The following is a 25,888-nucleotide window of genomic DNA, read 5'->3' on the forward strand; positions in this document are numbered from 1 at the left end:
CTAGTGCTTTCTTTGATTAGCTAAGTTGGGGACTTACTATTTGTTTATATGTCTCATACTGTTCAAGTGTATCAATATCTATTAATTGGTTATAATCTATATTTATTTTTAAACCTCTTAACATTCCCGTTTTCAGAAAGCTTCTTGCCCCTTGATCACCGTTTATTTTTAATAAAGAATCAAATCCATTCTTTTGAAATAAGATTGGTGGTTTTATGGAAACCCCATCGAAAGAGGCGATAAAATCATGTTCATTTGATGTTCGACTTATTAATTTGTCTATCAATTGTGAAGTAATAAACGGTTGGTCCGCTAAAAAAATGATAACGGCATCTGCTCCTACTTGCTTTGCTCTTTGAATACCTGTTCGAAGTGAATATGATTGACCGAGATGTGCTTGCAAGCTGATAATTTGTTCCCAATGAATAGAATTAGTAAGATAGGGTTCAATCGTTCGAAGCCAGGTTGGTTGAAAGTCTTTTGTGACAATAACTAAATGATTAAGCTTTGATTTAACAATTTCCTTTAATGCCATCGTTCCAAGGGGACCTCCCGCTAAAGGCAATGATAATTTACAAGTACCCATACGTGAGCTGTGACCTGCTGCCAAGTAAATGCCCACGATGTTTTCGTTATACATTTACACACCTCCTTGTTTTCTGTTTTATTAATTCAGCAACAATGCTAACAGCAATTTCATGTGGTCCTTCAGCCCCTATTGATAAACCAGCAGGTGAATGTACCCAATCTTGAACCTTTTTTCCTTGTAGCAACCTTTGCGCTCGATCTTTCGAGCCTAAAATTCCTAAGTATGATAGTTGTTTTTTTAGTAAGTCCTTCACTAACTCGAGATCTTTTTGAAAGTGATGTGTCATTAACACAATTGAGTCTAAGGTTGTAAACGTATAGCTAGACAAAAATTCTTCAGGAGATAAAACAACGGTTTCGGTTGCTTGAGGAAAATAATCTTTGTGACAATAGGCTGGTCTCCAATCTGCAACAATGACTCCATAGCCTGATTGTTGAGCAAGTTGTGCAAGAGGTCTAGCATCAGCTCCTGCTCCATAGATAAATAGTCTAGGTCTTGCTTGAATTTCTTGTTTAAAATGGAGATAGTCATCCTCCATTCTCATTGTTTTTGAATGCCATTTCTCTTTTTTTGGAAAAACTCCTTTCCATTGTCCAAAATACTCAGCATTTTCTGTATAAAAGAGATAGCCGCAAACATCACCTTCAAGAGATAGTTGTTTAATGTATGTGACGGATATACCGTGATTAACAAGCTCTCTTACTTTTTTTAAGTGCGACAACAATTGTGGGGTTATTGATTCTATTAACACTTCTATTGTCCCGTTACATCCAACCCCCTGTCCCCAAGACAAGTCATCTTCTGCTGTTAAATCATACGTAATCAATTCAGAGCTCTTCTTATGAAAATAATCTTTACATCTTTCTTGTAAATCTTCTTCCAAGCACCCTCCACTTAACAATCCTGTTTGAACTCCATCTTCATGAAAAAGCATAGTGGATCCAGCCTTTTTATACGAAGAGCCATCCACATTAACAATCGTTGCTAAAACCATTTCCTGTGAGGATTCTGAAATGGTGTCGAGGATTTCATAAATGTCGGTACCCATCCTGCTCCTCCCTCTCTATTAAATCATCGTATCCACTCTTGATATTCTTCGTACTAATCGCTGAATAGAAGAATTTGCTTCTTTTAGTACAGTAGATTTATCAATTGTTAGTAAACGTTGATCTTCCATCACAATTTTCCCATTAATGATCGTTGTTTCTACATCTGCTCTTGTTGCAGAGTAGACAATTCTTGAAATAGGATCAACCTCTGTTGAAGGATACGTATGAAAATCATTTAAGTCTAATATCACAACATCAGCTTTTTTGCCGACTTCTAAGCTACCAATCTCCTTTTCCATTCCCATTGCAGCTGCTCCACCCATCGTTGCCATTTTGAACACTTTTTTTGGCATCCATTGCCGTCGGACCATGGTCTGGCTTTTGAATAAGTGCAGTTAGCCTCATTTCATTGAACATATCAAGATTATTGTTACAAGGTGCACCATCAGCACCAATACTAAGAAATACTCCTTGATCATGCATCTCCGGAGTATTTGCCACTCCAGAAGCAAGCTTTAAGTTTGAGCCAGGACAATGACTTACCTTTACTCCTCTATCACGAATAATTCTTTTCTCTTGTTCATCAAGCCATATACAATGAGCTAACAATAGCCTAGAATTTGCTAAGCCAATATGATCCAAATAAACAACATTTCTCATTCCTCGCTCACGTTCAACAAGTTCTATTTCAGTTTGATTTTCTGATGCATGTGTGTGTACCAGTACTTGATACTGTTGAGAGAGATCCCGTACTTGCACTAACATCTTTTCTGAACATGAGATAACAAACCGTGGTGAAAATGCGTAATGAATACGACCATTATCAAAGAGATGCCATTTTTCTAACAAATCAACACTTTCTTGTATGGAAGAACTAGTATTCTCTAATAAAATCGATGGAACATTTGCTCCTTGATCCATCATAACTTTACCAGCTATAGCCCTAATTCCACTTTCAGCTATAGCTTGAAAAGCATAATCTGTATGCCTAACTGTTTCCATATCGATTATCGATGTTGTTCCGCTTCTAATTAATTCTCCTAAACCGAGCATTGCTGAATAGTAAATGGATTCCTCGTCATGCGCAGCTTCAAGAGGCCAGATCTTTTTGGACAGCCAGTCTAATAGCTCTAGATCATCACCTTGCCCGCGAAACAGTGTTTGACAAAGATGAATATGACTTTGAATTAATCCAGGAATAACCGTCTTCCCAGTTGCATCAATAATCTTATCCGGAGTCACATTCTCAATTTGATCCTTTATTGCAACAATTCGATCATCTCTTATTAAAAGATCACCGTGTAAAATTTCACTTTTTTCATTCATCGTTATGATTTCAGCGTTTTTAATTAAAATTTCCACTAAGTTCCGCCTCCTATGCTACCCGACAAACCCAATATCTCGTTACTAAATCTGACAATCATTAAAGTAATAACCTGGTTTTCTAGAGAAACATTCATTCTCTTCTGCTGAATTAGCTAAATTATATCCTCAATTGTAAATTATTGTTACATTTATGTGAGAAATTCTCACAGAGAGTTTTAAATAAGAGTATTTTTATTTTTCAGCTGAAATAAAAAAAGAGTTGCCTACATGATTGTAAGCAACCCTTATATTTAAACAGTAACATTTAAAATAAATTCATCTACTACCTTTGCGACTCCATCATTCATATTCGTATCTGCAACAAAATTTGCCAGATCTTTTATTTCTTGAGGAGCATTTCCCATGGCAACTCCAAGGCCTGCAAACTCAATCATGGATATATCATTATAACTGTCACCAATAGCAATAACTTCTTCCTGTTTAATGCCACATCTTTGAATTAGTTGATTTAAGCTCGTTCCCTTTGTAACACCTTTTTCAGTAAACTCCAGGAAATACGGCTTTGAGCGCATAATTGAAAAATGTTCGTCTAACTCTTCTTGTAACTTCTTTTCAACAACCTTAAGTACATCCGGCTCCGCTACCATTAATGTTTTTACTACTGGCACAGTTACTGACTGTACAAAGTCTGATACCATCTTAATAGGTAATCCGGTTAAAGTAGATTCTTTTTTCGTGAAAGGATTTTCATCCATCGTAATAATTTCATCACCTATATATGTATGAATAAATACATTTTCACGACGGCTTATATCAAACAATTGATGAACAGACTCTGCACTTAATGTACTGCTGAACATTTCTTCATTTGATGAGCAATTTATGATTTTCCCACCATTAAAAGATAGAATATAGCTTCCAAACTTATGTAGCAGCAATTCATTTGCATAGTCTCTCATTCCAAAAGTAGGACGACCTGATGCTAAAACCACCTTTACACCTTGTTCTTGCGCTTTCATTAATGCCTCTTTTGTACGAGATGATATTGTATGATCGTCACATAACAACGTATCATCCAAATCTAATACAATCATTTTATATGTCATGTTTTAAGTCCTTTCTATAGATAGATCACTATATTCATATCCTACTATAAATAGAAGCTTAAAGGAAAGAAACATTCCGGAATTCAAAATATTGCTTTATTAATTATTTAAAATTTCTATCATTCTGATCGACAAATAAAAAACTGGTTTGTGAAACGAGGCCACTGAAAAAGTCCAAGTAAAAGGTAGAAAGATTCACTTAGGTGAACTTTTCTACCTTTTTTACTTTATAATTAAAATTATAAATATAAGTGGGTGGTTTCCAATGATACAACAACAACAAACAATGATGTTTAGTCCATATGTGGCTCTATATGATATCGTCGTTCCTCAGGATAATATGTTACGAAGAATTAAGGATCTAATTGACTTTTCTTTTATTTACGAAGAATTAAAGGATAAATATTGTCTAGATAATGGGCGGAATGCGATAGATCCTATTCGCATGTTTAAATATTTGTTTTTGAAAACCATTCATGATGTTTCAGATGTTGATATTATCGAGCGTTCAAAATATGATATGTCCTTCAAATATTTTTTGGATATGGCTCCGGAGGAAGCCGTTATTGATTCAAGTTCTTTGACAAAGTTTCGTAAGCTTAGGTTAAAAGACATGAACTTATTAGACATGCTTATCAATAAGACAGTGGAGATTGCCATTGAGAAAGAGATTATTAAAAGCAAGTCCATTATTGTAGATGCCACCCATACAAAGGCGAGATATAATCAAATGACTCCAAAAGAAATACTAATGGAGCGCTCCAAAAACCTCAGAAAAGCAATTTATAAAATTAACGAGAGTATGAAGAAGAAATTCCCCGTAAAGCCAAACAATGATCTACTTGAAGATGAGATTACTTATTCCCAAGAGCTCATTGAAGTGATTGAAAAGGAAGAAAGCCTTTTAGAGTATCCAAAAGTCAAGGAACATCTTAATCTCCTGAAAGAAGCCGTTGCAGATGATATCGAACAGCTACAGTCCATGAATGATCTAGATGCCAAAGTCGGACACAAAGCAGCTGACTCATCATTCTTTGGCTATAAAACTCATCTGGCGATGAGTGAAGAGCGAATTATTACAGCCGCAACGATTACAACCGGAGAAAAAAATGATGGAAAAGAGCTACAGACACTTGTTGAGAAAAGTATAGATGCAGGAATGGAAATTGAAACGGTTATTGGGGATACTGCGTATTCTGAGAAAGACAACATTCAATATAGTAAGGAAAATGGAATTAAACTGGTCTCAAAATTAAATCCTTCCATAACTCAGGGTACCCGAAAAAAAGAGGATGAATTTGAATTCAATAAGGATGCGGGCATGTATGTCTGCAAGGCAGGGCATATGGCTGTACGGAAAGCTAGGCAAGGTAAAAAAGGAGTAGGCAAAAACCAAGTTGATACCTACTATTTTAATGTTGAAAAATGCAAGAGATGTCCTTTCAGAGAAGGGTGCTACAAAGAGGGAGCCAAAAGTAAAACATATTCTGTTTCCCTTAAGTCTGATCAACATTCATCCCAAGCACAATTCCAGAAAAGTGTATATTTTAAGGAAAAGTCTAAAGAGCGTTATAAAATTGAAGCGAAAAATAGTGAATTAAAACACAGACACGGGTATAATGTGGCAAAATCCTCGGGTCTAATTAGCATGGAGTTGCAAGGCGCCATGGCTATATTTACGGTAAACATTAAAAGAATTCTAAAGCTACTAGGGGAAAATTAGAGAAAATATGTGGCTAATGCAAAGAAAGAGCCGACTTTAATTCCTAAAAAAGGAAAAAAAGTCGGCTCTTTTTAAACTCACATGAATAATCTTTAAAATCGTCAGATTTTCAGTGGCCTCTGTGAAACAAACCAGTTTTTGTTAAGCGATTAAACCTTCGATGCATCATCCTTTGAAGCAACTACTTGAACCTCTATTGTTCCAGACTGTTTATTCACAAATGTTTTAATCATAACTGGGAAGTCTTTGTTATTCATAAATTTAAAATCTGGACCTCCCCAGGACACTGTTGCATCCTTCCCGGTAGGAACATACCCAACAGATCTTGAGTGTGAGTTAACTTCTAAAACTTCCAATCCTGCATTTGCAACTGCATTATATAAAGTAGAGGAAGTTTGACAAATTCCCCCACCGATTCCTTCAACAAATTCTTTATCTACAATTTCTTTTGCTTTTTGATAACCTTTTGCTGCAGTACGTTCACCAACAACTAAATTAAAATAAAAGCGATCGCCTGGACCCAATACAATTTGATTAATCTCATTTGCTGATAAAAATATATTTTGTGAGCGACCTGTTACGTTAGGATTAAAAGATGTTTTATAATGGCCAATAACTACTTCGTCAATATTTTTTACAGTTTCTGCTGATACATTCGGCGACATCACTTCTATAGGTAGATCTAATGTTTTATCAAGCGCATGAACATTCAATAACATATCAACTAATTTTTCTTCATCTAATAGAACACGACTTGTTCCTTCTGTTAAACCACCGTTGCTCGTATACTTCACTGGTATCATCGGTTGATCAAGACTCTCAGCTAAATCATTCGCAATAAGCCTTACTTCTTCCTCATAAGCTTCCGACTTTTGATTTAGTGAAGGTGAAAAGGAATATAATATTTTTTGTGTTTCAGGATGTAGCAATTGAACTTGAAATTCCACTTGTTTCTCTGCTAATTGAAAACTATTCATTGCCAAGCTCTTCACTGGTAAAGGTTCATCTTTTTCATTGCCATTAACTACATTCGAACTACAACCCGTCATCATGAACAAGAAAATCAACGTTGAAACATATTTCTTACGCATAACTCTCCCACATTTCCCATTAAATTTTCTTTACCACTTATTTTATTCACTCATATATATTTTGTATTTAATGAAAATATCCTAATTTTTGTTAAAAATTTCCTGAACATTATATATGAAGTGAATTAATATTCTTCTCATTAGTAAGACGTTTAATTAAGGGAAAATGTTTCATATTTTTTCCAAATTCTTTCTTGTTTAATACAGAAAAGGCCAATTCAACAATAGTTCCCGTTTTGCAAAGTGAGTGGCTACATAAAAAAAGCGGGATAGTTTGTTGAATTAACCTTTTGAATGATTTATATAATTTCAGTAACCCAATTAAATGGATCCTGCTTCGTACCTTTTTGTATGCCAGTTAATGTATCATAAAGTTTTTTAGATAATTCACCAGTTTCTCCGTTATTAATTACAATTTTATTATCGTCATATAAGAATTCACCAATTGGAGAAATAACAGCTGCAGTACCAGTACCAAAAGCCTCTTCTAATTGTCCATCTTTATATGCCTGATACACTTCTTCCATTGATATTTTTCGCTCAGAAACAGGGGTTTCCCATGATTTTAGTAATTCTAGGATTGATTTTCTTGTTACTCCCTCTAAAATACTGCCATTCACTTCAGGTGTAACAACTTCCCCATTAATTTTAAAGAAAATATTCATACTTCCTACTTCTTCTATATATTTCTTCTCAACTCCATCTAACCATAAAACTTGTGAGTAGCCCTTTTGCGCAGCCTCTTCTTGGGCTCTTAGGCTTGAAGCGTAGTTACCGCCGGTTTTAGCTTTCCCTGTTCCACCTTCAACAGCACGAACGTAATGGTTCTCAACGTATATTTTTACCGGATGAATTCCTTCTTTATAATACGAACCTACAGGAGAAAGAATAATCATAAATCGGTAAAACTTCGATGGAGCTACCCCTAAGTAATACTCTGTTGGGATAATAAATGGTCTAATATAAAGAGAAGTTCCTTCTGCAGTAGGAATCCAATCCTTTTCAATCGAAACAAGCTGTTTTAGGGCCTCAATGACAAACTCGCCATCAATTCGAGGAATACAAAGTCGATCATTTGATAAATTAAGTCTTTCCATATTTTTCTCAGGTCTGAACAATAATACTTTATCTTCTTTCGTACGATATGCCTTTAACCCTTCAAATACTGTTTGCCCGTAGTGGAAGACCATCGAAGCTGGGCTAAGTGTAATTGGTTCATACGGAACAATTTTAGGGTCATGCCATCCTTTTGCCGGGCTATAATCCATTACAAACATATGATCAGTAAAAACGCGGCCAAACTCCAACTGATCTGATTTGGGCTTTTCTTTTCGTGTTGCACTAAGTGTTACATCAATTTTTGTTTTTGTCATCATTTTAAACTCTCCCAATCAACAAAATTTAAAGAAGTTATCTTTTCCTAGAAATAACCTCTGATCATATTAGAAAAGGTATCTAATCAAACTTTCTATATTTCACTATTTTATAACTTTCATGGAGCAGTTAACAACTGTTTTTCGACAAAAGATTCAAAATAATCAATAAAAATATTATTTCAGCCCAATATTAAAGTTATTTTTCTATAGAAAAATTTTTATTCGAGGCATATGATCTATGAAAAAAGAGCGGGAAGCCCCCCACTCTTTTCTATAAAATATCCTATTCCACATCTTCTATTGTTATTAAAGTTCTTTTATTGTTGTTAAAAAACTTGGGTCCTTCACAATTTGTATTTTTGAGAATCTACAAAATATTCGCATTCTTTATTGAGGTAATAACCTTTTTTAACTTTTCTACATCCTGAACAAGAGCAATCCTTACATAACCTTCACCAGTTGGTCCAAATGCATGTCCAGGTGTTACAACAACATGTGCTTTGTCAATTAGTTCATAAGTAAACTCCGTCGAACTGAACCCCTTAGGAACTTCAGCCCAAATAAACATACCTGCATCAGGCTTTGTTATGGTCCAACCTAACTCATTTAAACCTTCAATCAAAGTATCACGGCGTTCTTGGTACACCTTTCTACTTTCTTCACAAAAGTGAGCACCCTCTTCCAGAGCACGGATTGCAGCCTTTTGAATAGGTAAAAACACACCATAATCCAAATTGCTTTTTAATTGATTCATAGCTTGTACCACATCTTTATTACCGGCGAGAAAGCCAATTCGAGTACCTGCCATATTATAGTTTTTAGAGAATGAAGACATTTCAACTCCAATGTCTTTTGCTCCTTCGATCGAAAGAAAACTTACTGGCTTCTTTCCTTCAAAATAAAGCTCAGAGTAAGCAAAATCATGTAGAACTAGTATATTGAATTTTTTAGCAAATGCAACAGCTTTTTCAAAAAATTCTATATCAGCTAATGCGGGAACCGGATTACCAGGAAAATTCAAGATCATCAATTTCGCTTTTTCAGCCACCTCAGAAGGAATAATTGATAAATCTGGTAAAAAATTCTTTTCCTTTTTCAACGGCATAAAATAAGGAGTTGCCCCTGCCATCGCAATTCCAGCAGCGTATGCAGTATAACCTGGATCCGGTACTAAAATCACATCTCCTGGATTTGCAAAAACCATCGGAAAATGAACAAGTCCGTCCTGAGATCCCATTAATAATAGTATCTCTTCAATTGAATCCAACTCCACTTTATAGTTTCTATTATAAAAAGAAGAAACTGCTCTATTAAACTCATTAGTTCCAGATAAAGAATAGCCATATTGATCTGCTTTCAACACTTCTTCAGATAAAGAATTGGTAATAAAAGATGGTGGAGCCAAATCCGGGCTACCAATACTTAAATCAATAATCGGTGCACCTTCACTTATTTTTCTCTGTTTATATTGAGCAAGCTCACTAAAAATAGAAGGCTTAAAAAAGCTCATTTTATTTGATAATGTAATTGTCATTTTATCCCCCACTTATTTCGCAAGTTCTCATTTTTCTGAAAATAAGTGTATCATAACTAAACGTTATACGGGAATAATGAAGTTTTAGATTTTTGGAAATAGTTGAATTTTAATAGTTTTTCTAAAAATGGACAGTTAAGCTTAAAATGAATCATTCGAGTTTTTTCCTGTTGTTTATACTTTCATCATACATTTGTATATCCCCATAGAAAAAAGAATGCTGTTTGTTGAGCATCCTAAATTAAATGATTACATTTTTTCTTACTTAAAGCCACTTCTTTGAAAATGTGAGTTTAATTGACCGCGAATCATTTTTTTCTTTAGATCGGCATCAGTTTCTTTCTTTTTGTAGTCTCTACGGATTTCATCGGTTTGAACGCCTTCCTCCACTTTTTCAGCAATGTCCATTAATTTCTCAATATCAGAAAAAGAATATTTACGAAATCCAGTTGATGTACGATCTGGAAAAATTAATTTTCTTTCCTCATAATAACGGATTCTTCTTTCTGATAACCCGGTCAATTCACACACAGTACCCATTGATATCACTTTTTTATCACGATATGATTTCGTCTTATCCAAAGAAACGCCCCCGGTTTTGTATGTTATTTTCCGATCTCTTCATTACTTTACCAATAGAAAGCGTTTTCCAACAAGAATAATTTACAGAATTTTATAAAAAATCACACAGAAAAAGACATCACAAATCTAGATGTCTTTTTCGATAGATCGGGAATTAGAATTAACATTTATAGTAATATCTGCTTTTTCACAGTAACTTTTGTTACACCAGCATTCCCAATCTTCCATCTTGTCGTTTTCTAAAAACACTTCACACTGAAAGCAATATAAGCCACTTTTTCAGTGTTTTTTGTATTATTCAGGCTCCCCGATTTCAAAGCTGCTATTAATAAGGTCCTTTGCCTGTTCGAGCGATATATTAAAATCTTCCGCTACTTTTTTAATAATATTTTCTCTTAATTCTATTACTGTCATATGATCAACCTTCTTCCGAATAATCTCTTTAAATCAATATTATCAGAAAATTCATGCATTAAAAGGTATTTGTGAGAAAATCTTACACATTATTTAAGACAACCCTTTACCCACCAATAGGATGGTAGGTTTTCCAACATACTAGCTTTTTGTCTTTTTGACAAGAAGTACAATATATAAAATAATTGAGACACTAACTGAAATAGCTGATGTTTGGTAAATTGTATGATAACCATAAACATGACCAATTTGCCCAAACAAGAGTGCACCAATTCCAACACCAAGATCAAAGGATGAAAAAAAAGTTGCATTTGCCATCCCTCTCCTATTTTTAGGTGCTTTTTCAATTGACCATGCTTGAAGTGCCGGTTGAACAGAACCAAATCCAATTCCATACAATACTGCAGCTGTTAATAAAATGGTTGTGCTTGGGAGCCATGACAACAAGATCATTGCGATCATAATGAATATAGCTCCAGGAATAAAAACAGCCTGATGACCTTTACGATCATATATTTTTCCTGCGAACGTTCTTGATGCCATTAGTGCAATAGCAAATACAAGGAAATACCATTGAATCCCTAATATCCCCTTTTGTTCAGCATATAAAGGTAAGAAAGATGCAATTCCTCCAAATGTTACAGTAATAAAAAACAAAAGCATAGCTGGCTGAAGTGCACTTTTTTCATAAAAATCCCATTTATCTTTCTTTGTTGTTTGCTGTGACTTTTCCACCTGTTTATACTGTATTCGTGAAGACAGAATTAATGCTACAATCCCTAAGAAAGCACAAATAAGAAATAATTGTTTAAATGTTATCATTCCTGCCAAACTGAGGCCTAGAGAAGGACCAAAAGCCAAAGCGATATTACCTGATAAACCATAATAACCCATACCTTCTCCACGTCGCTTAGGAGGGATAATATCACTAGCAATTGTGCCAGATGCTGTAGTTGAAAAACCCCAGCCAATACCTTGAATAACTCTCATAAAAAATAAAAAAGCAATAGTAGGCAGAAATCCGAACGAGCCTGCAGAAATGATAAAAATAATTAAACCGGTTAAATAAACAAACTTTCTTCCTTTTGATTCCAAAGTGTGACCAGCATATGATCTTACAAGTAATGCAGAAAATGTAAAAATTCCAACAACAACTCCTATTAACTGATCATTTCCGCCAAGCTCCTTAACAAAAAGAGGAATAGTTGGTAAAGTCATCTGAAACCCGAGAAAGATGAAAAAGTTTGATAAACAAATCAATACAAAATCCCGTGTCCAAATCTTTTCTTTATGTAATGCAATTCCGTTTGTATTAAATTGTTGATCCAAAAAAGCCCTCCTTTTCTCATTTCTCAAATGAAATTTTAACTAAGTTAACTTATATCCTACTCTTCAAGGTTATTCTTAACTAACTTTTATTTCAACTCATACGATTCTCTCCTCAAACGTTGCTTCAAGGAATGCATACCGTTCTTACTATTCTATTTGAGAATAAAGTTAATTATTTTAAAAATAATAAAAAGATACTTTTGTATAGATTTATAACGATTACTGCTTTAAGCTTTTCCTTATGAATTAAGCCTTGAGGAAAATAAAAACTTTTTAAAAGATAGGAGCTTATATGAAATTTGGCAGCCATGTTAGTATTCGGAATGGGTATTTTGCTGCAGCTAAATATATGGATAGCATTGGTGGCAAAGCATTTCAATATTTCCCTAAAAATCCAAGAAGTTTAACTGTGAAGGAATTTAATCGGCAAGACGCAAACCTCTGTCATGAATTTTGTGTTGAAAACAATCTTGTCTCAATTGCTCACACCCCTTATCCAACAAGCTTAACACCTTCAATAGATAAAAAAGACCTAACAATTGATTCTCTTCTTAATGACTTAGAAATTGCTGATTGTTGTGGCTCAATTGGAGTCGTTGTTCATTTTGGAAGTCAAATTAGTAAAACTGACCCACTCGCCAGTTATCAATTAATGATTGAGATGCTTAATCTTATTCTAAGGAAGTGGAACGGACAAACTCTTATTTTACTCGAGAATAACGCAGGGAAATCAGGAGCACTAGGCACAACATTAGAGGAACTTGTCCAGGTTCGGAATTTAACCGATTATCCTGAAAAAATTGGATTTTGTTTAGATACCTGTCATGCTTATGCAAGTGGACTTTGGTCCGGAAAGAATCAAGAAGAATTGTGGGGCAAAGCATCAGAATTGGGCTATATAAATTCCCTAAAAGCAGTCCATCTAAATAATTCTAAGTATGAACTTGGCTCCGGTAAAGATCGCCATGCGAATATATTTAAAAATGGATACATTGAAAAAGAGTGCTTTAAAAATCTATTTCAGTTACCTAATCTTTCAGATATTCCCTTTGTTCTAGAGACCCCTTCAGATGAAGGAATTACTCATCAAGAAGAAATATCAATGTTATATCAATTCATTCAGACTTAAATAGCTAGACCTTTTTATTATTTGAGCAAACTATTTTTCAATTCTCGTCCTATCATCTATACTTTTTTACGTGAAATACATAAAAGGAGCATTCCTGTTAGAAGGATTTTCGGGGACTTGAACAAAAAAGAGCCCTCTTGGTATGATACGGGGTGTCAAAATCTGCAGAAATTGACCCCTAATTTGTTAACCAAGGAGGACTCCATAATGGATTTTAAACAAAACCATAAAATAAATCAAGTCACTGAAAAAACACTCGTTGTCGGAATCGACATTGCGAAGCGAAAACATTTCGCCTGCTTTGTAGATGATCGTGGGAGAGTGCTCCAAAAATCATTTTCTGTATTACAGTCTAATGATGGTTTCCAGCATTTTTATCATCGTATTCTAACTGCGATGAAAGAACACGAAAAAACAGAAGTCATCGTAGGGATTGAACCTACTGGCCATTACTGGCTTAATTTAGCCTATTTCCTTGATGAACGAGGCATTCCCCTCGCAATGGCTAATCCTTTGCACGTCAAGCGTTCAAAAGAGTTGGACGACAATTTACCAACCAAACATGACCGCAAGGATGCACTGGTGATCGCTCGTCTCATAAAAGATGGACGCTTTAGTTATCCACGTATTTTGAAAGACATTGAGGCGGAACTTCGTGTTGGGTCAACATTTAGAGGTAAGTTGACAGAGGAATTTGGTGCTGTCAAAAATATGATGATTCGCTGGTTAGATCGATATTTTCCAGAATTCACTCAGGTGTTTCCGTCATTCGGGAAAATGGCTCTGGCAGTACTTGAATGTACTCCATTTCCAAGTGATCTATTTCAAAAGCAGCCAGATGAAGTCTTATCGCTTTACCGACAGGTTGAGGGGCTAAAATCTCCCCAACGACCAAAAGCAATACAACTTATTGAAGTCAGTTCTAACTCCATCGGAGTAACAGAAGGACGTGAGATGGCCCGTATTGAAATTGCCACGCTCGTTCGCCGTTACAACCAGTTGGAACAAGAAATTGAAAGCATTACACAGCAATTAGTTACGCTTGTACAAACGTCTGTAGAGTACGAATGGCTCTCAACGGTTCAAGGACTCGGCGATACCACAATCGTTGATTTGTTGGCCGAAATCGGTAGCTTTTCACACTATGAAGATCCACGCCAAATCATTAAACTTGCGGGATTAACTTTACGTGAAAACTCTTCCGGCCAGCACAAAGGGCAAAAACATATCTCCAAACGGGGAAGAAGAAAGCTTCGTGCCCTCCTTTTCCGAGTGATGATGCCAATGGTTCGCCATAATGAAGCCTTTCGAAAGCTGCATGAATATTACACTAACCGTAAGGTTAACCCGTTACGGAAGAAGCAATCTATTGTGGTTCTATGCGGAAAACTAATAAAAGTCTTACATGGAATAAGTACAAAGCACAAAGCTTTTGACGCACAGCGAATGATGAAGGATATTCCTAGTCTCGCAGAGGCTATGTAAAGTTCTACATCCCCTAATAGACCTAGACAACAGGATGACACGGAGAAGCTGGCACTATTTTTCCCATCCGACCTCGAGTCCCTAAAGGAGCTTCGCTAGCCTCTGCCTTATGACTAGACCGAACGAAGGAATGTAGGCACATAGATGCCCAGAGACATGGGAGGGTACGTCATCATAAGCTACGCAGAGATCCATTGTGCATCGCATAATTCCAGAGCACTACTTACCATCATTATCCAGTAGTGACCGCGTAGCGTACCCATACATTGGAATAGTTTCACAAAATATGAAAAATTTATTAGGATGCGTGTCGATAAATATTTTTTTGACACTCCGCCAACGGGTCAAACCGTTGATAAATCAACATTTATAGAGGGAGGATATTTAATCATGACAGAAAAAACTATGACAAAAGAAACTATTCTTGAAGCATTTCGCTCACGTCATGCAACAAAAGAATTTGATCCAAATAAAACAATATCAGAAGATGATTTTCGCTATATACTGGAAACTGCGAGGCTATCCCCAAGCTCAGTTGGATATGAACCTTGGAAATTTCTTGTTGTACAAAACCCAGAGTTAAGAGAGAAGTTAAGAGAAGTTTCATGGGGGGCACAAGGACAGCTCCCAACTGCGAGCCATTTTGTAATTATCCTTGCAAGAACAATAAAAGATACAAAATACGATTCAGATTATGTGAAAAATCAGATGCTAAACGTAAAAAAATTCCCACTAGAATTGTTTGATCAAATTAAAGAGCGCTATAAAAACTTTCAGGAACATGATCTCAAGCTACTAGAAAATGATCGAACAATGTTTGACTGGGCAAGTAAACAAACGTATATTGCATTGGCAAATATGATGACGGCAGCAGCTTTAATAGGGATTGATTCATGCCCAATCGAAGGATTTGATTTTGATAAAGTCCAAAAAATATTAGAAGAGGAAGAGTTATTAGAAGATGGTCATCTAGCTGTTTCCGTAATGGTTTCGTTCGGATATCGCGCAAAAGATCCTCGACCAAAAACAAGAAAAGCGATGGAAGATATTGTTCAATTTATTGATTAATTTGTAAAGTAGAACATCTTGTTTATTAGGTACTTTTAATAAATAGACAAATTAATCTAGTAATTAGCCCTATCAAAAAAGATATGTCTTCATACACTATAGCATTCCATTAAAAGGAGTGCTAATGATGTCAAACATCAATGAAATGAAAAAGCAATATGAAGGTAAGATGGTACGTTTTAAAAATAAAGAAAATCAATGGGTTGTTGGAAGAGTAGCAAATATTGATGACAACGGGATTGAAATAGAAGAATATCATTCCCCTGAAAATCAAAGTGAATATGGATATGGATTTTTTGCTCCAAGACCTTTTTACGGTCCACGTCCATTCAGAAGAAGGCCTTTTGTAAGATATCCTTATGGCGGATTTACTGCTCTTACTTTACTTCCTTTCTTATTGTGGTAATTAAGTAACCAAGAAAAAAGGATCATTCCATTTAGAGATTGGTCCTTTTCTTGGTTCTTTTTAGGAGTAAGTTTTAACTAGCAAATTCTTCCTCTATATTCCGACACTCATGTATTAAAATGTCAAGTTATGCGCTTTCCCAAGAAATAATCAACCCTATAAGCTTGCATTTCTTAAAATATTTATCATCATCTCAGCATTAGGATATCCTGAATCTTGATATTGTTTTATAACCATTTCAACATCATAATCAACCCGCTCAATCGATGTACTAATTCCACTTTCATTTACCTTAAGCAAGCCATAGGAAGCTTTTGTTAAACCATCAAATGGAAGACCAGTACTGCCTATATTCATAACTACTCTACCGTTTATGTATCGTATATATGGTTTATGAATGTGACCATAAACATAAATATGTGAATCAACTTTAGACATTAGTTTTTCTTTTATGTATTCTTCTTCCGCCTCAGGTGATACAATATCAAATAAACTGCTTGGTGTTGCATGAAATGCATGTATTTTAACCCCATTTTCTTCTATTGCAAGAGAATGTGGGAGTGTATTTAAATAGTCAATATCTGCTGATTGCAATCGTTCAAAAGTCCAGTCTCTCTCTCTATTCATCATCTCAAGAGCTTGAGCAGCTACTTCTCCTTCATTAACTCCCCGAACAACCCATTCATCTGCATTTCCCTTTATGACCTTTGTATGTAAATTACGTACTAAAGATAATGATTTCTCCGGTTCAGGTCCACGATAACAAATGTCCCCTAATACATATACTTTATCAATTTCCTTCTTTTTTATATCCCGTAAGACAGCTTCAAGAGCAACCGCATTTCCGTGAATATCTGAAATAAATGCTATTTTCATATATAGAACCTCTCTTATAACATTGTTATGTAAATCATATCATGTTCACATCGATCATGTATATGCTCCTGATTTACTCTATACAGGTTAATCTAGTTTATTCTAAGTATGAATGTGTTGAAAAGGATTATCTTACTCAACATGATTGAAAATGTTAAAATTTACTAATTTATTTTATCAATGTCAAGGAGGAAAGTTAATACATTTTACAGAATTGTCACTTAAAAGATTTTTTTATGAATATGAATCAATTTGTTACCGTTTAATTTTTAGGGATGTGGGAGGGGGATTTATGATAGATCAATGTTCAACTATTAAGAATTCAATGTTAGATGGAATTTTTCCATATAATGATAAGTTAGCTCCATTATATATACGAAACTCTTTATTTACTCTTATTCCAAAAGGTACAGAGCATATATATGTTATTGGAATTGGCTCAAATCAAATTAGCGGTGATAGTCTAGGTCCCTTTGTTGGAACTCTTTTGAATGAAAAATTCCCAGACCATTTAACAGTCTTAGGAAACCTGCAATTCCCATTGGATGCATTAACGTTAGAAAAAGAGTACGGAAGCATCTCTCTGCCTAATAATAGCTTTATAATTGCTATTGACAGTGTACTTGGTTCGAGAAAAATCGTAAATTCCATTGTTATTCGAAAAGGGGCATTACGACCAGGAGAGGGACTAGGGAAAATACTCCCTTCTATTGGAGATTGCAGTATTATGGGTGTTATTCAAGAAAAAGATTCCTCCCTGCATTCTTCGTTGTTTCATACAAACTTACACCTTATCTATACGATGACAACAACAATTGCTAAAGGAATTTCTCTTGCGGTCAGACAATATTTCAAATATCCTTCAAATTATCCTATAATATTCTAATTTTATTATGTAAGACCAAAAACAGAGACAAACATCTTGCTTCTGTTTTTGGTTTTAGCATTTCAATATTAACGAAGAACATTTTCCTTTTTTTCAATTTTTTCTACAATAGCTTCTGTTAATTCTTGTGTAATTTCCGATAAACTTTTCTTCAATTTAGAATTTATCATTTTTGCCATTTTTCCTTCAGGTGTGATATCAAGATACCCCAACATCATTGTTTTATTTGCTGAGATTTCCTCCGCTTCAAAGTAACCATTTCCAATGATCTTCTCATTTATACCCGTTAAGTTAAACATGACTTTTTTGGGCTCATTCCAGCCGGTAATATCGACTTTTAAATGAATTTTTTTCTTTATTACACCTAAATCTGTTTTGAATTTCCAAGTTGATTCTGAATCGTTTATTATTTCATGTTCAATATAACCCGGTACTAGTGGTGCCCAATGGTCCATCACACTAACAAACTCCCAAATGGCATTAATAGGCTGATCTACTTCTACCTTATATAAATCACTTGGCATCTCTTTTTTCTCCCTTCTTTTTAAAAAACTAACTTGTTAACTTCTTTTATCATTTACTTATTCAATAAGGGCTGTACATTATGCAAAACAAAAAAAGAGACATCCATTGTCTCTTCTTAAGGCTTTAAAATAATTTTCAAACATTTCTCTTTATGACTATTAAAAATCCTGTAAGCATGCTCTGCCTTATCTAAAGGTAAAGTGTGTGTAATAACATCATTGATAGAAATCTGCTTACTTTGAACAAGTTCATACAAAAACGGCATGATATGTATAACAGAGGCTAACCCCATTTTCAGGGTAATATTTCTTGCAAATAAGTCTCCTAAAGGAAATTGATTATATCTTAATCCGTATATTCCAATTAATTGAATGACACCTCCAGTACGAACGAGCTGGCTCGCAAGTTCGATCGCACCAAGAGCACCACCCTGTAAACGAAGAGCTGTTTCCACCATCTCTGCTGGAGTCATTTTACCACTCATTCCAACGCAGTCAATTACAACATCAGCACCACCCTTTGTTATTTCTTTTATATGCTGCTCAATGTCTTTATGTTGCTGAAAATTAAACACTTCTGTATGATTCCATTTTTTTGAATGTTCAAGTCGATATGGAACATAGTCTAATGCAATAACACGTTTAGCTCCTCTAAACCATGCAAGCTTTTGAGCGAGAAGACCAATAGGACCACAACCTAATATAATGACTGTATCTCCTTTTTTTACACCTGCTTGATTAATACCCCAATAAGCAGATGAAAGAGCATCTGTTAACAACAATAGTTCTTCATCTGAAACAGAGTTATTTTTCGGCACTTTAAAGGTACCGAAATTAGCAAAAGGAACACGTACATATTCCGCCTGACTCCCACTATAATCTCCATACAATCTTGAACAGCCATAACACCCACCGATCTCTCCTTCAGGGTTTGATTTTAAACATTGACTTTCCAGTTGATTTTGACAGTTGATACATTCACCACATGCTATATTATAAGGAATTGCTACCTTGTCACCTTTTTTAACCTTATGAACCGCTGAGCCGATTTCTTCAACAATTCCAACAGCTTCATGTCCAATAATATAATCTTTCCCCATACTTGGGATCATTCCATGATAAAAGTGTCGATCAGAGCCACAGATGGAGGTATGTGTGACTCTCACGATAATGTCATCTTTTTGTTTAATCACTGGATTTGGCATTTCTTTTACTTTAACATCCATAAATCCTTGGTAAGTGACTGCCTTCATTCTTTGTCCTCCATCAGTTTTAATCAGACACCTTCAATAAATAATCGATTAGTGCTTGTTGCTGCTCTTTTGTAAATCCTGTTGAGGAATCAACCCAGAACTCATGGCCTTTTCCACTTATATGAGCAGTTTTTAAATTGTGATTTTCATTATTTGTCTTAATGACCTTTTTCCTTAACGAGGAATCAATCATTGCTAACAAACTATTGCGAGGATCAGGTTTTTTATTACTCAAAATAGTACCAGGTACACCAACTTCATTCACAAGGTCTTTACCAACTGCAACTCCACCATCATGCAGATAAGGTGCACTCCAGTTTAAACCAATTAAGCTAGTTGTTTTATAAGCACCATTTGTTCCACCTTGCGCCCACCCAAGTCTTAGTTGCTCATTTTGTTCTTTTGTCAACGGGATTTCCATCACAACTGGATTTTCAGGTAATGGCACTGGAGTACTAGGATCATATATGGAAGGTAAGCTAAAATAATTCTCCGCTGCTTGAAATCCTTTAGCTCTAGAAGTATCTGTTTTGATCTCTTCAACTGGTATTAATTTATTATTTGTTAAATAATTACCTCCGTGGCATGTTATACATCCTGCTTTTACAAAAACCCTTCTTCCCTCTTCTACTTTTTTTTCATCAGATTTTATATTTGTTTTAGGAGGATGCAAAGAATTCATAAAAGCAGACATTGCATTTTGTTGCTCCCAGGCTTTATAACCATCAGAACTGGAAAATAAGCCAACACTTGTTACAAAAGAAGGTCTTGGATAAGTGGGTGCTGGTATTAAAGTGTTTACTCCATCAGCTCCGGTGTTGGATCAACTTTTGCAAAAAACTCTGAAGGTTTTTCCCCTGACTCGGGGTCATATCGATACTTTTTCCTAGCTGCGTTTTGTAAAATAGTACCCAAGTAAAGCTCTTTATCTATATTTAAGATTTCGTTACTTATTGTTGTTTGAGAGAGTGTATCCATGTTTTGAGCATGTGCATTGTTTATAGCTGCGCTTAATCCTTTAAACGGACCAATTTGACCTTGTCCACTCCAGCCATATGGATGATCACCTTTAGTATAAACATCTAGAATTTGTACTGGGTTATTTTTAAAGTCAATGGTTGTATCATTACTTCCTTTTGGCCACTTCATGACTTCTCTATCAACAAATTCTTCCAGTTCTTTCATATCAGGAAGTCCTACCATTTCCCCCTTTGTATTTTCGACAGTCCGATCGTCCGTTAAAACAAATTTTTTTATACTTTCCATCTCTGTATGTGAAAAATACGATGCTGAATTAGTTGCCATGGCTACGAGTAAACCTATATCTAAATCACTATTTGTCATTCCATGTACAACTTCTTTTTCTTCGTTTAAAGTTGCATGACAAACTGCACAACTAATCCCCGCTCTAATATTTCCTTTTTCATATACGAATTTAACACCAAGAGGAGTGAAAGCTCCTTTTGGTACATCAAGTCCTGTTTCAATTAACTCTCCCTTTTCAATCGTACGATCACCTATTTTTACTGTTTCAGCAGCCTCCACTAATAAATTATCAGTGCCTTTTCCATTTAACTTTACTATCGCCTTTCCTACATTTATTAGAGTAAATGTTCCATCAAACATCCCCATAATATCTGAAAAAAATACTTCATTACCAAATGTTTCTTCATAAAACAGCTTTTTCCCTAGTTCAATAAGCTCTTCAGAACTCTCATCCTGTATGTAAGAAACATTTTTCACATCGATAAGTTTATCTGATTCTTTATTGTGAACAATTTCATCAGGAGGGAGATAGGCATATTGGAATCCTACTATCGAAAAATATGTAACAACACCTATTAATCCAATGATAAATACAGATAATATGAGGAAAGCTTTTCGCAAAATAATTCTCCTTTTCTTCATATGTTTGTACTTAATATTTATCTAAATAGGTTTGTTATTCATTGTAAAAATCGATAGATGTGTTAAAAAATGGAAGTTAATAATGTAGCTAAGGAGCAATGCTTTATTAGTGCTATAGCCATTAAAGATTATATTTAGAGGATATAAAAAGGATAGAGGAATTTTTGCTCCTTACTCAAGAGAGATTAAAGCCACCTAAGTGCAATTGTTAAGTGACAGCATTCAGCTCCCCCAACTGCAGAGGAAAGTTTCATATTAATTCCATCTGGATTAAAAGTAGTATTAACTTTTGATTTAATGCCAGTTGATTGAATTAATTTATCCACTTCTTGTTTATTCGATTGTTGAGCTGCAGACATCACTTTTGTAGCAAAATCTTTTGAATCAGCCAACTTGTTTAAAACTAAACTAGCTTCTTTCATTAACTTTTGCATAGACTTTGCTGATTGCTCTAACAATGTCGGGTCTACTTCTGGGTATTGTCTTATTGAAGAAGGATAAATAGCAAAGGAAGGAATTGTATGAATCTGTCTTGCAGCCTTTGAGTAAGGCGGACAATAACACATTGGATAACAGTATAATTGTGTCATTACTAACAGCTCCTTTTAATAAAATCGCACATAAATAATATACGGTATTTACAATATTGCGTGATTATAATTCTAAATATTGTAGTAATGCTAGAATGCAAAATGCAACAAAAACTGGTAAAAATGACATCAGAAAACGAGAAATCCTTTTTTGAACAAACAACCTGTCATATATCTCTAAACGACGAGATTTTTCCATTTACACAACCTCCCTTTCTTTATAAATTAAATCGTTCATTTATGATCTAAATCTTGTATTTCACTAAAAAAATTAGACTAATACAACTTTTATTATATATTATCCCTACCCCCAAAAAATGTGTGGATTTTGTTATTTCTGTTTTTAAATGAAACAATTATTTAAAAAACATAAAAAACCCTAAAAAATTAGGGTTTTGTTGTAGGAAGTAATACGTTCACCTCAGTGCCTTCATTAACGACACTCTTAAATGAAATCTTCCCTTTATGAAACTCAACAATTCTATAACTAACTGTCAGACCAAGACCAGTCCCTTTTTCTTTCATAGAATAAAATGGTTCACCAAGATGCTGCAACCGATCTTCATCAATGCCACAGCCATTATCTTTAAAGGTAACATCAATATTCTGATTGTTAACCTTTCCAACTTTAACTGTAACATAATTTGCTGATGCTTCAATTGAATTTTTTATTATATTTATAAAGAGTTGTTTTAATTGATTTGGCTCACAATCAATTAAAGGAATGGAAGTATTAACCTCAACATCCAATGTAACACCATATAAATTTGCTTCAGATTTTAGTAATTGCTGAACATCTTCTAAGAGATGATTTATATTCACCTTTTGAAACTGTATTTTTTGAGGTTTAGCAAGTACTAATAATTCGCTTGATATGACGTTAATCCGTTCTAGTTCATCAAGCATTATATTATAATAATGTTTATTTTCATTAGAATCTGCCTGAAGCATTTGAACGAAGCCTTTTAAAGATGTTAAAGGATTACGTATCTCATGAGCAACACTCGCCGCTAACTCTCCTACTACAGATAACTTTTCTGATTTTAGAAGCAATAATTCTGTTTCTTTTTGTTTTGTAATGTCAACTGCATAGCCGATAACCCCTACAGTTTTTTCATTTATAATCATTGGCACAGAGGTACATCTTAAAACTTTAACTGAACGATCTTTTTGGATCATTTCAATTTCCTCGTTAATCCATGGTGTATTGTGATAAATAACGCTTTTAAATGCCTCTCTAACTCTAGAATGGTCTTTATTTGCTATTAGAGTCAAAACGGATTTATTGATAAATTTCCCTTTATCAAAACCAGTAAAACGAACAAAATGTTCATTTACATCAGTAAGCTTGCCATCTAGGTTGATCATATAAACAAGTTCAGGGTTAAATTCAAACAGTGATTTATATCGTTGTTCACTTTCAGCAAGCTTCTTTTCAGCCTCTACCTTTTCTGTTACATCTCTTCCCATAACAACTAATTCTTTTCGTGCACCATTTTCATAAAAACTAGGAATCTTTATCGTATCAAAGGTTTTTGTCGAGCCATCAGGCATTGGTATTATTTCAATACATCTACTTGGTTTTCCTTCTAGCCAAGCCTGTTCATCTGAAGTTTCACAATACCTAAGTGCATCAGCATAAAATTCCGTATACTCTGCAAGCTCGGAATCTTTTTTCCCAATATAATCTATGTTTTCAATCTGAAAAAGCCTTAAAGCAAAATCATTTGCCCGTGTCCACCGGCCTTCTCCATCCTTAAAATTAACAAAGTCAACCATCGAATTAATTAACAATGATAGCTTTGTCTTTTCTTGTTTTTCCGTTATATAGGCTTCTCTTTTTAAAACCAAATAGTATATGAAAATACTTGTTATTAAAACAAAAATAAAGCCCTTGATATTTTGAAATACTAATAAAGCTTCTTTTGATATATTTATAGTAACCAAAACATTGTCAGTAACTAAAATCCATATAAAACTAAACAAAACATAACCAATAAGAATTTTGTATTTTTTCAAGATTTACTTCTCCTTATTTGAAGGATACATAAATTTTATTGTACTAAAGATTAAAAGAGCAGTCCAATAGGAATAAATGCCAAAAGACCTAAAGTACGAGACTTTAGGTCTTAAAAATAAGAATCTATTTGAAAATTAAGCTAATACTGTACTACCCATTAAATACAGATCTACTTCACGTGCTGCTTCACGACCTTCGTTAATAGCCCAAACAATTAAGCTTTGACCACGACGAGCATCACCAGCGGCAAATACACCATCAATATTTGTACGGAAATCACCATATTTAGCAGCAACCACATTTCTAGCTGTTTGATCAACACCAAACTGCTTTAGAACTGGTTGTTCAGCTCCTTCAAAACCAATCGCAATGAACACTAATTGAGCAGGCCATACTTTTTCTGATCCTGGTACTTCTTCAAAGTAATAACGACCTTCTTCATCTTTTAGTTTTTCCATTTGAATAGTATGAAGTTCTTTAAGATTTCCATTTTCATCTGAAACAAGCTTTGTAGTTTGGATGCAATACTGACGAGGATCTTCACCAAACTTAGCTTCTGCTTCTTCATAAGCATATTCCATTGTGAAAACATGAGGAGCTTCTGGCCACATATTTTCTTTTGTACGTGACATTGGTAATTTCGGATGCTTACCAAACTGAACTACGCTATTACAATTTTGACGGATAGCTGAGGCAACACAGTCAGCACCTGTGTCTCCTCCACCAATTACGATGACATCTTTGCCTTCAGCATTGATAAACTGGCCATCTTCAAAGTTTGTGTTAAGATAGCTTTTTGTTACATCAGTAAGATAATCCATTGCAAAGTGGACACCGTTTGCTTCACGACCCTCAATCTTCAAATCACGCTGCTTCTGAGCACCAACACAAAGAATAACTGCATCATGCTGCTCACGTAACTGTTCAGACGTGATATCTTTTCCAACTTCAGTATTCGTGACAAAAGTAATACCTTCTTGAGTTAATAAGTTCACACGTCGTTCAACAATACCCTTATCAAGTTTCATGTTAGGAATACCATATGTTAGCAATCCACCTGGGCGATCTGCACGTTCATAAACAGTCACTGTATGACCAGCTTGGTTTAATTGATCTGCAGCTGCTAAACCAGCAGGACCTGAACCAACAATTGCAATCTTTTTACCTGTACATTTTTCTGGAACACGCGGAGTGATCCAACCATTTTCAAAGCCTTTATCAATAATCGCTTTTTCAATGTTCTTAATTGTAACGGCAGGATCTGAGATTGCTACGTTACATGACCCTTCACAAGGTGCAGGACATACTCTTCCTGTAAATTCAGGGAAGTTATTTGTTTTCAATAAACGTTCTAATGCTTCCTTCCATCTTCCACGATAGACTAAGTCATTCCACTCAGGAATTAAGTTATGAATTGGACATCCTGAAGTGAAACCATTAATCTCAGTACCAATATGACAGAAAGGAGTAGCGCAATCCATGCAGCGCGCCCCTTGTCTGCTTAACTTTTCCTCAGAGAAAGGAGCTGAATACTCTTTCCAGTCATTTAAACGTGTGAGAGGGTCGCGCTCAGCTGCCTCTTCACGTTTAAACTCTAAAAATCCTGTTGCTTTCCCCATCTTCC

23 protein-coding genes and 1 pseudogene are annotated in these 25,888 nt (G+C 34.9%); 6 read left to right on the forward strand and 18 right to left on the reverse strand.

All coding sequences use genetic code 11. The features are described 5' to 3' along the window. Positions 1 to 16 precede the first annotated feature (16 nt). The 4 genes and pseudogenes from LPC09_RS14840 to LPC09_RS14855 all read right to left on the reverse strand — a co-directional run bounded on the left by LPC09_RS14840 (position 17) and on the right by LPC09_RS14855 (position 4,070). The gene (locus LPC09_RS14840) at positions 17 to 640 is read right to left on the reverse strand and encodes a nucleotidyltransferase family protein (protein WP_098796683.1); all 624 of its coding nucleotides are present in this window, start codon (positions 638 to 640) and stop codon (positions 17 to 19) included. After that, the gene (locus tag LPC09_RS14845; RefSeq protein ID WP_098796684.1) at positions 633 to 1,637 is read right to left on the reverse strand and encodes an XdhC family protein; all 1,005 of its coding nucleotides are present in this window, start codon (positions 1,635 to 1,637) and stop codon (positions 633 to 635) included. Before LPC09_RS14845 ends, LPC09_RS14840 begins: the two co-directional genes overlap by 8 nt. Before the next feature lie 18 nt (positions 1,638 to 1,655). Next, positions 1,656 to 2,964 (reverse strand): annotated as a pseudogene (locus LPC09_RS14850) (5'-deoxyadenosine deaminase). A 290-nt stretch (positions 2,965 to 3,254) separates the two neighbouring features. Further along, a complete protein-coding gene (locus tag LPC09_RS14855; protein ID WP_098796685.1) occupies positions 3,255 to 4,070 on the reverse strand; it encodes a Cof-type HAD-IIB family hydrolase in 816 nt (271 codons plus the stop codon). Between the two features lie 265 nt (positions 4,071 to 4,335). On the opposite strand from LPC09_RS14855, the gene LPC09_RS14860 reads away from it, so the two are divergent. Beyond that, positions 4,336 to 5,793 carry an IS1182 family transposase gene (locus LPC09_RS14860; RefSeq protein WP_231307674.1) on the forward strand — a complete coding sequence of 486 codons (1,458 nt, stop codon included), beginning with the start codon at positions 4,336 to 4,338 and terminating at the stop codon, positions 5,791 to 5,793. A gap of 149 nt (positions 5,794 to 5,942) precedes the next feature. Here the strand turns inward: LPC09_RS14860 and LPC09_RS14865 are convergent, their stop codons facing one another. The 5 genes from LPC09_RS14865 to LPC09_RS14885 form a co-directional block, all read right to left on the reverse strand. Then, the gene (locus LPC09_RS14865; RefSeq protein ID WP_098798985.1) at positions 5,943 to 6,884 is read right to left on the reverse strand and encodes a VanW family protein; all 942 of its coding nucleotides are present in this window, start codon (positions 6,882 to 6,884) and stop codon (positions 5,943 to 5,945) included. Between the two features lie 299 nt (positions 6,885 to 7,183). After that, the gene (locus tag LPC09_RS14870) at positions 7,184 to 8,257 is read right to left on the reverse strand and encodes a branched-chain amino acid aminotransferase (protein WP_231309765.1); all 1,074 of its coding nucleotides are present in this window, start codon (positions 8,255 to 8,257) and stop codon (positions 7,184 to 7,186) included. A 370-nt stretch (positions 8,258 to 8,627) separates the two neighbouring features. Beyond that, on the reverse strand, positions 8,628 to 9,794 hold the full coding sequence (locus LPC09_RS14875; protein WP_098798986.1) for an LL-diaminopimelate aminotransferase: 1,167 nt from the start codon (positions 9,792 to 9,794) through the stop codon (positions 8,628 to 8,630). A 261-nt stretch (positions 9,795 to 10,055) separates the two neighbouring features. Next, positions 10,056 to 10,334, reverse strand: coding sequence for a MerR family transcriptional regulator (locus tag LPC09_RS14880; RefSeq protein ID WP_098799007.1), 279 nt, complete (start codon positions 10,332 to 10,334; stop codon positions 10,056 to 10,058). A gap of 597 nt (positions 10,335 to 10,931) precedes the next feature. Beyond that, the gene (locus tag LPC09_RS14885; protein ID WP_231307675.1) at positions 10,932 to 12,119 is read right to left on the reverse strand and encodes an MFS transporter; all 1,188 of its coding nucleotides are present in this window, start codon (positions 12,117 to 12,119) and stop codon (positions 10,932 to 10,934) included. Between the two features lie 292 nt (positions 12,120 to 12,411). Here LPC09_RS14885 and LPC09_RS14890 point away from each other — a divergent pair, with 292 nt between their 5' ends. The 4 genes from LPC09_RS14890 to LPC09_RS14905 all read left to right on the forward strand — a co-directional run bounded on the left by LPC09_RS14890 (position 12,412) and on the right by LPC09_RS14905 (position 16,207). After that, on the forward strand, positions 12,412 to 13,248 hold the full coding sequence (locus LPC09_RS14890) for a deoxyribonuclease IV (protein ID WP_098798987.1): 837 nt from the start codon (positions 12,412 to 12,414) through the stop codon (positions 13,246 to 13,248). Between the two features lie 207 nt (positions 13,249 to 13,455). After that, positions 13,456 to 14,733 carry an IS110 family RNA-guided transposase gene (locus LPC09_RS14895; protein WP_098799709.1) on the forward strand — a complete coding sequence of 426 codons (1,278 nt, stop codon included), beginning with the start codon at positions 13,456 to 13,458 and terminating at the stop codon, positions 14,731 to 14,733. A gap of 390 nt (positions 14,734 to 15,123) precedes the next feature. Then, complete coding sequence (locus LPC09_RS14900; RefSeq protein ID WP_098798988.1) at positions 15,124 to 15,801, forward strand: NAD(P)H-dependent oxidoreductase; 678 nt, start codon at positions 15,124 to 15,126, stop codon at positions 15,799 to 15,801. A 127-nt stretch (positions 15,802 to 15,928) separates the two neighbouring features. Continuing rightward, positions 15,929 to 16,207: a hypothetical protein gene (locus LPC09_RS14905; protein WP_098798989.1), complete on the forward strand. Its 279-nt coding sequence runs from the start codon at positions 15,929 to 15,931 to the stop codon at positions 16,205 to 16,207. Positions 16,208 to 16,363: 156 nt separating this feature from the next. Here LPC09_RS14905 and LPC09_RS14910 read toward each other — a convergent pair whose 3' ends face one another. Beyond that, positions 16,364 to 17,083 carry a metallophosphoesterase family protein gene (locus LPC09_RS14910; protein WP_098798990.1) on the reverse strand — a complete coding sequence of 240 codons (720 nt, stop codon included), beginning with the start codon at positions 17,081 to 17,083 and terminating at the stop codon, positions 16,364 to 16,366. Between the two features lie 292 nt (positions 17,084 to 17,375). On the opposite strand from LPC09_RS14910, the gene yyaC reads away from it, so the two are divergent. Continuing rightward, on the forward strand, positions 17,376 to 17,969 hold the full coding sequence (gene yyaC / locus LPC09_RS14915) for a spore protease YyaC (RefSeq protein WP_231307676.1): 594 nt from the start codon (positions 17,376 to 17,378) through the stop codon (positions 17,967 to 17,969). A 68-nt stretch (positions 17,970 to 18,037) separates the two neighbouring features. Here the strand turns inward: yyaC and LPC09_RS14920 are convergent, their stop codons facing one another. The 8 genes from LPC09_RS14920 to gltD form a co-directional block, all read right to left on the reverse strand. Continuing rightward, a complete protein-coding gene (locus LPC09_RS14920; protein WP_098798991.1) occupies positions 18,038 to 18,493 on the reverse strand; it encodes an SRPBCC family protein in 456 nt (151 codons plus the stop codon). Positions 18,494 to 18,609: 116 nt separating this feature from the next. Continuing rightward, positions 18,610 to 19,746 carry an alcohol dehydrogenase catalytic domain-containing protein gene (locus tag LPC09_RS14925; RefSeq protein ID WP_098798992.1) on the reverse strand — a complete coding sequence of 379 codons (1,137 nt, stop codon included), beginning with the start codon at positions 19,744 to 19,746 and terminating at the stop codon, positions 18,610 to 18,612. Between the two features lie 19 nt (positions 19,747 to 19,765). Beyond that, positions 19,766 to 20,440, reverse strand: a complete 675-nt coding sequence (locus LPC09_RS14930) for a hypothetical protein (RefSeq protein ID WP_098798993.1) — start codon at positions 20,438 to 20,440, stop codon at positions 19,766 to 19,768. A 104-nt stretch (positions 20,441 to 20,544) separates the two neighbouring features. Further along, positions 20,545 to 21,633 carry a hypothetical protein gene (locus tag LPC09_RS14935; protein WP_098798994.1) on the reverse strand — a complete coding sequence of 363 codons (1,089 nt, stop codon included), beginning with the start codon at positions 21,631 to 21,633 and terminating at the stop codon, positions 20,545 to 20,547. Between the two features lie 206 nt (positions 21,634 to 21,839). Beyond that, positions 21,840 to 22,244, reverse strand: a complete 405-nt coding sequence (locus tag LPC09_RS14940; RefSeq protein ID WP_098798995.1) for a YuzC family spore coat inner layer protein — start codon at positions 22,242 to 22,244, stop codon at positions 21,840 to 21,842. A gap of 64 nt (positions 22,245 to 22,308) precedes the next feature. Beyond that, positions 22,309 to 22,443 (reverse strand): hypothetical protein, encoded by a 135-nt coding sequence (locus LPC09_RS27400; protein WP_255301671.1) that lies wholly within the window; start codon positions 22,441 to 22,443, stop codon positions 22,309 to 22,311. Positions 22,444 to 22,631: 188 nt separating this feature from the next. Beyond that, on the reverse strand, positions 22,632 to 24,263 hold the full coding sequence (locus LPC09_RS14945; RefSeq protein WP_098798996.1) for a PAS domain-containing sensor histidine kinase: 1,632 nt from the start codon (positions 24,261 to 24,263) through the stop codon (positions 22,632 to 22,634). Positions 24,264 to 24,398: 135 nt separating this feature from the next. Further along, positions 24,399 to 25,883 carry a glutamate synthase small subunit gene (gene gltD / locus LPC09_RS14950; protein ID WP_231307677.1) on the reverse strand — a complete coding sequence of 495 codons (1,485 nt, stop codon included), beginning with the start codon at positions 25,881 to 25,883 and terminating at the stop codon, positions 24,399 to 24,401. Positions 25,884 to 25,888: the final 5 nt, after the last annotated feature.

Source organism: Metabacillus sp. B2-18 (assembly GCF_021117275.1).
GTDB lineage: Bacteria > Bacillota > Bacilli > Bacillales > Bacillaceae > Metabacillus.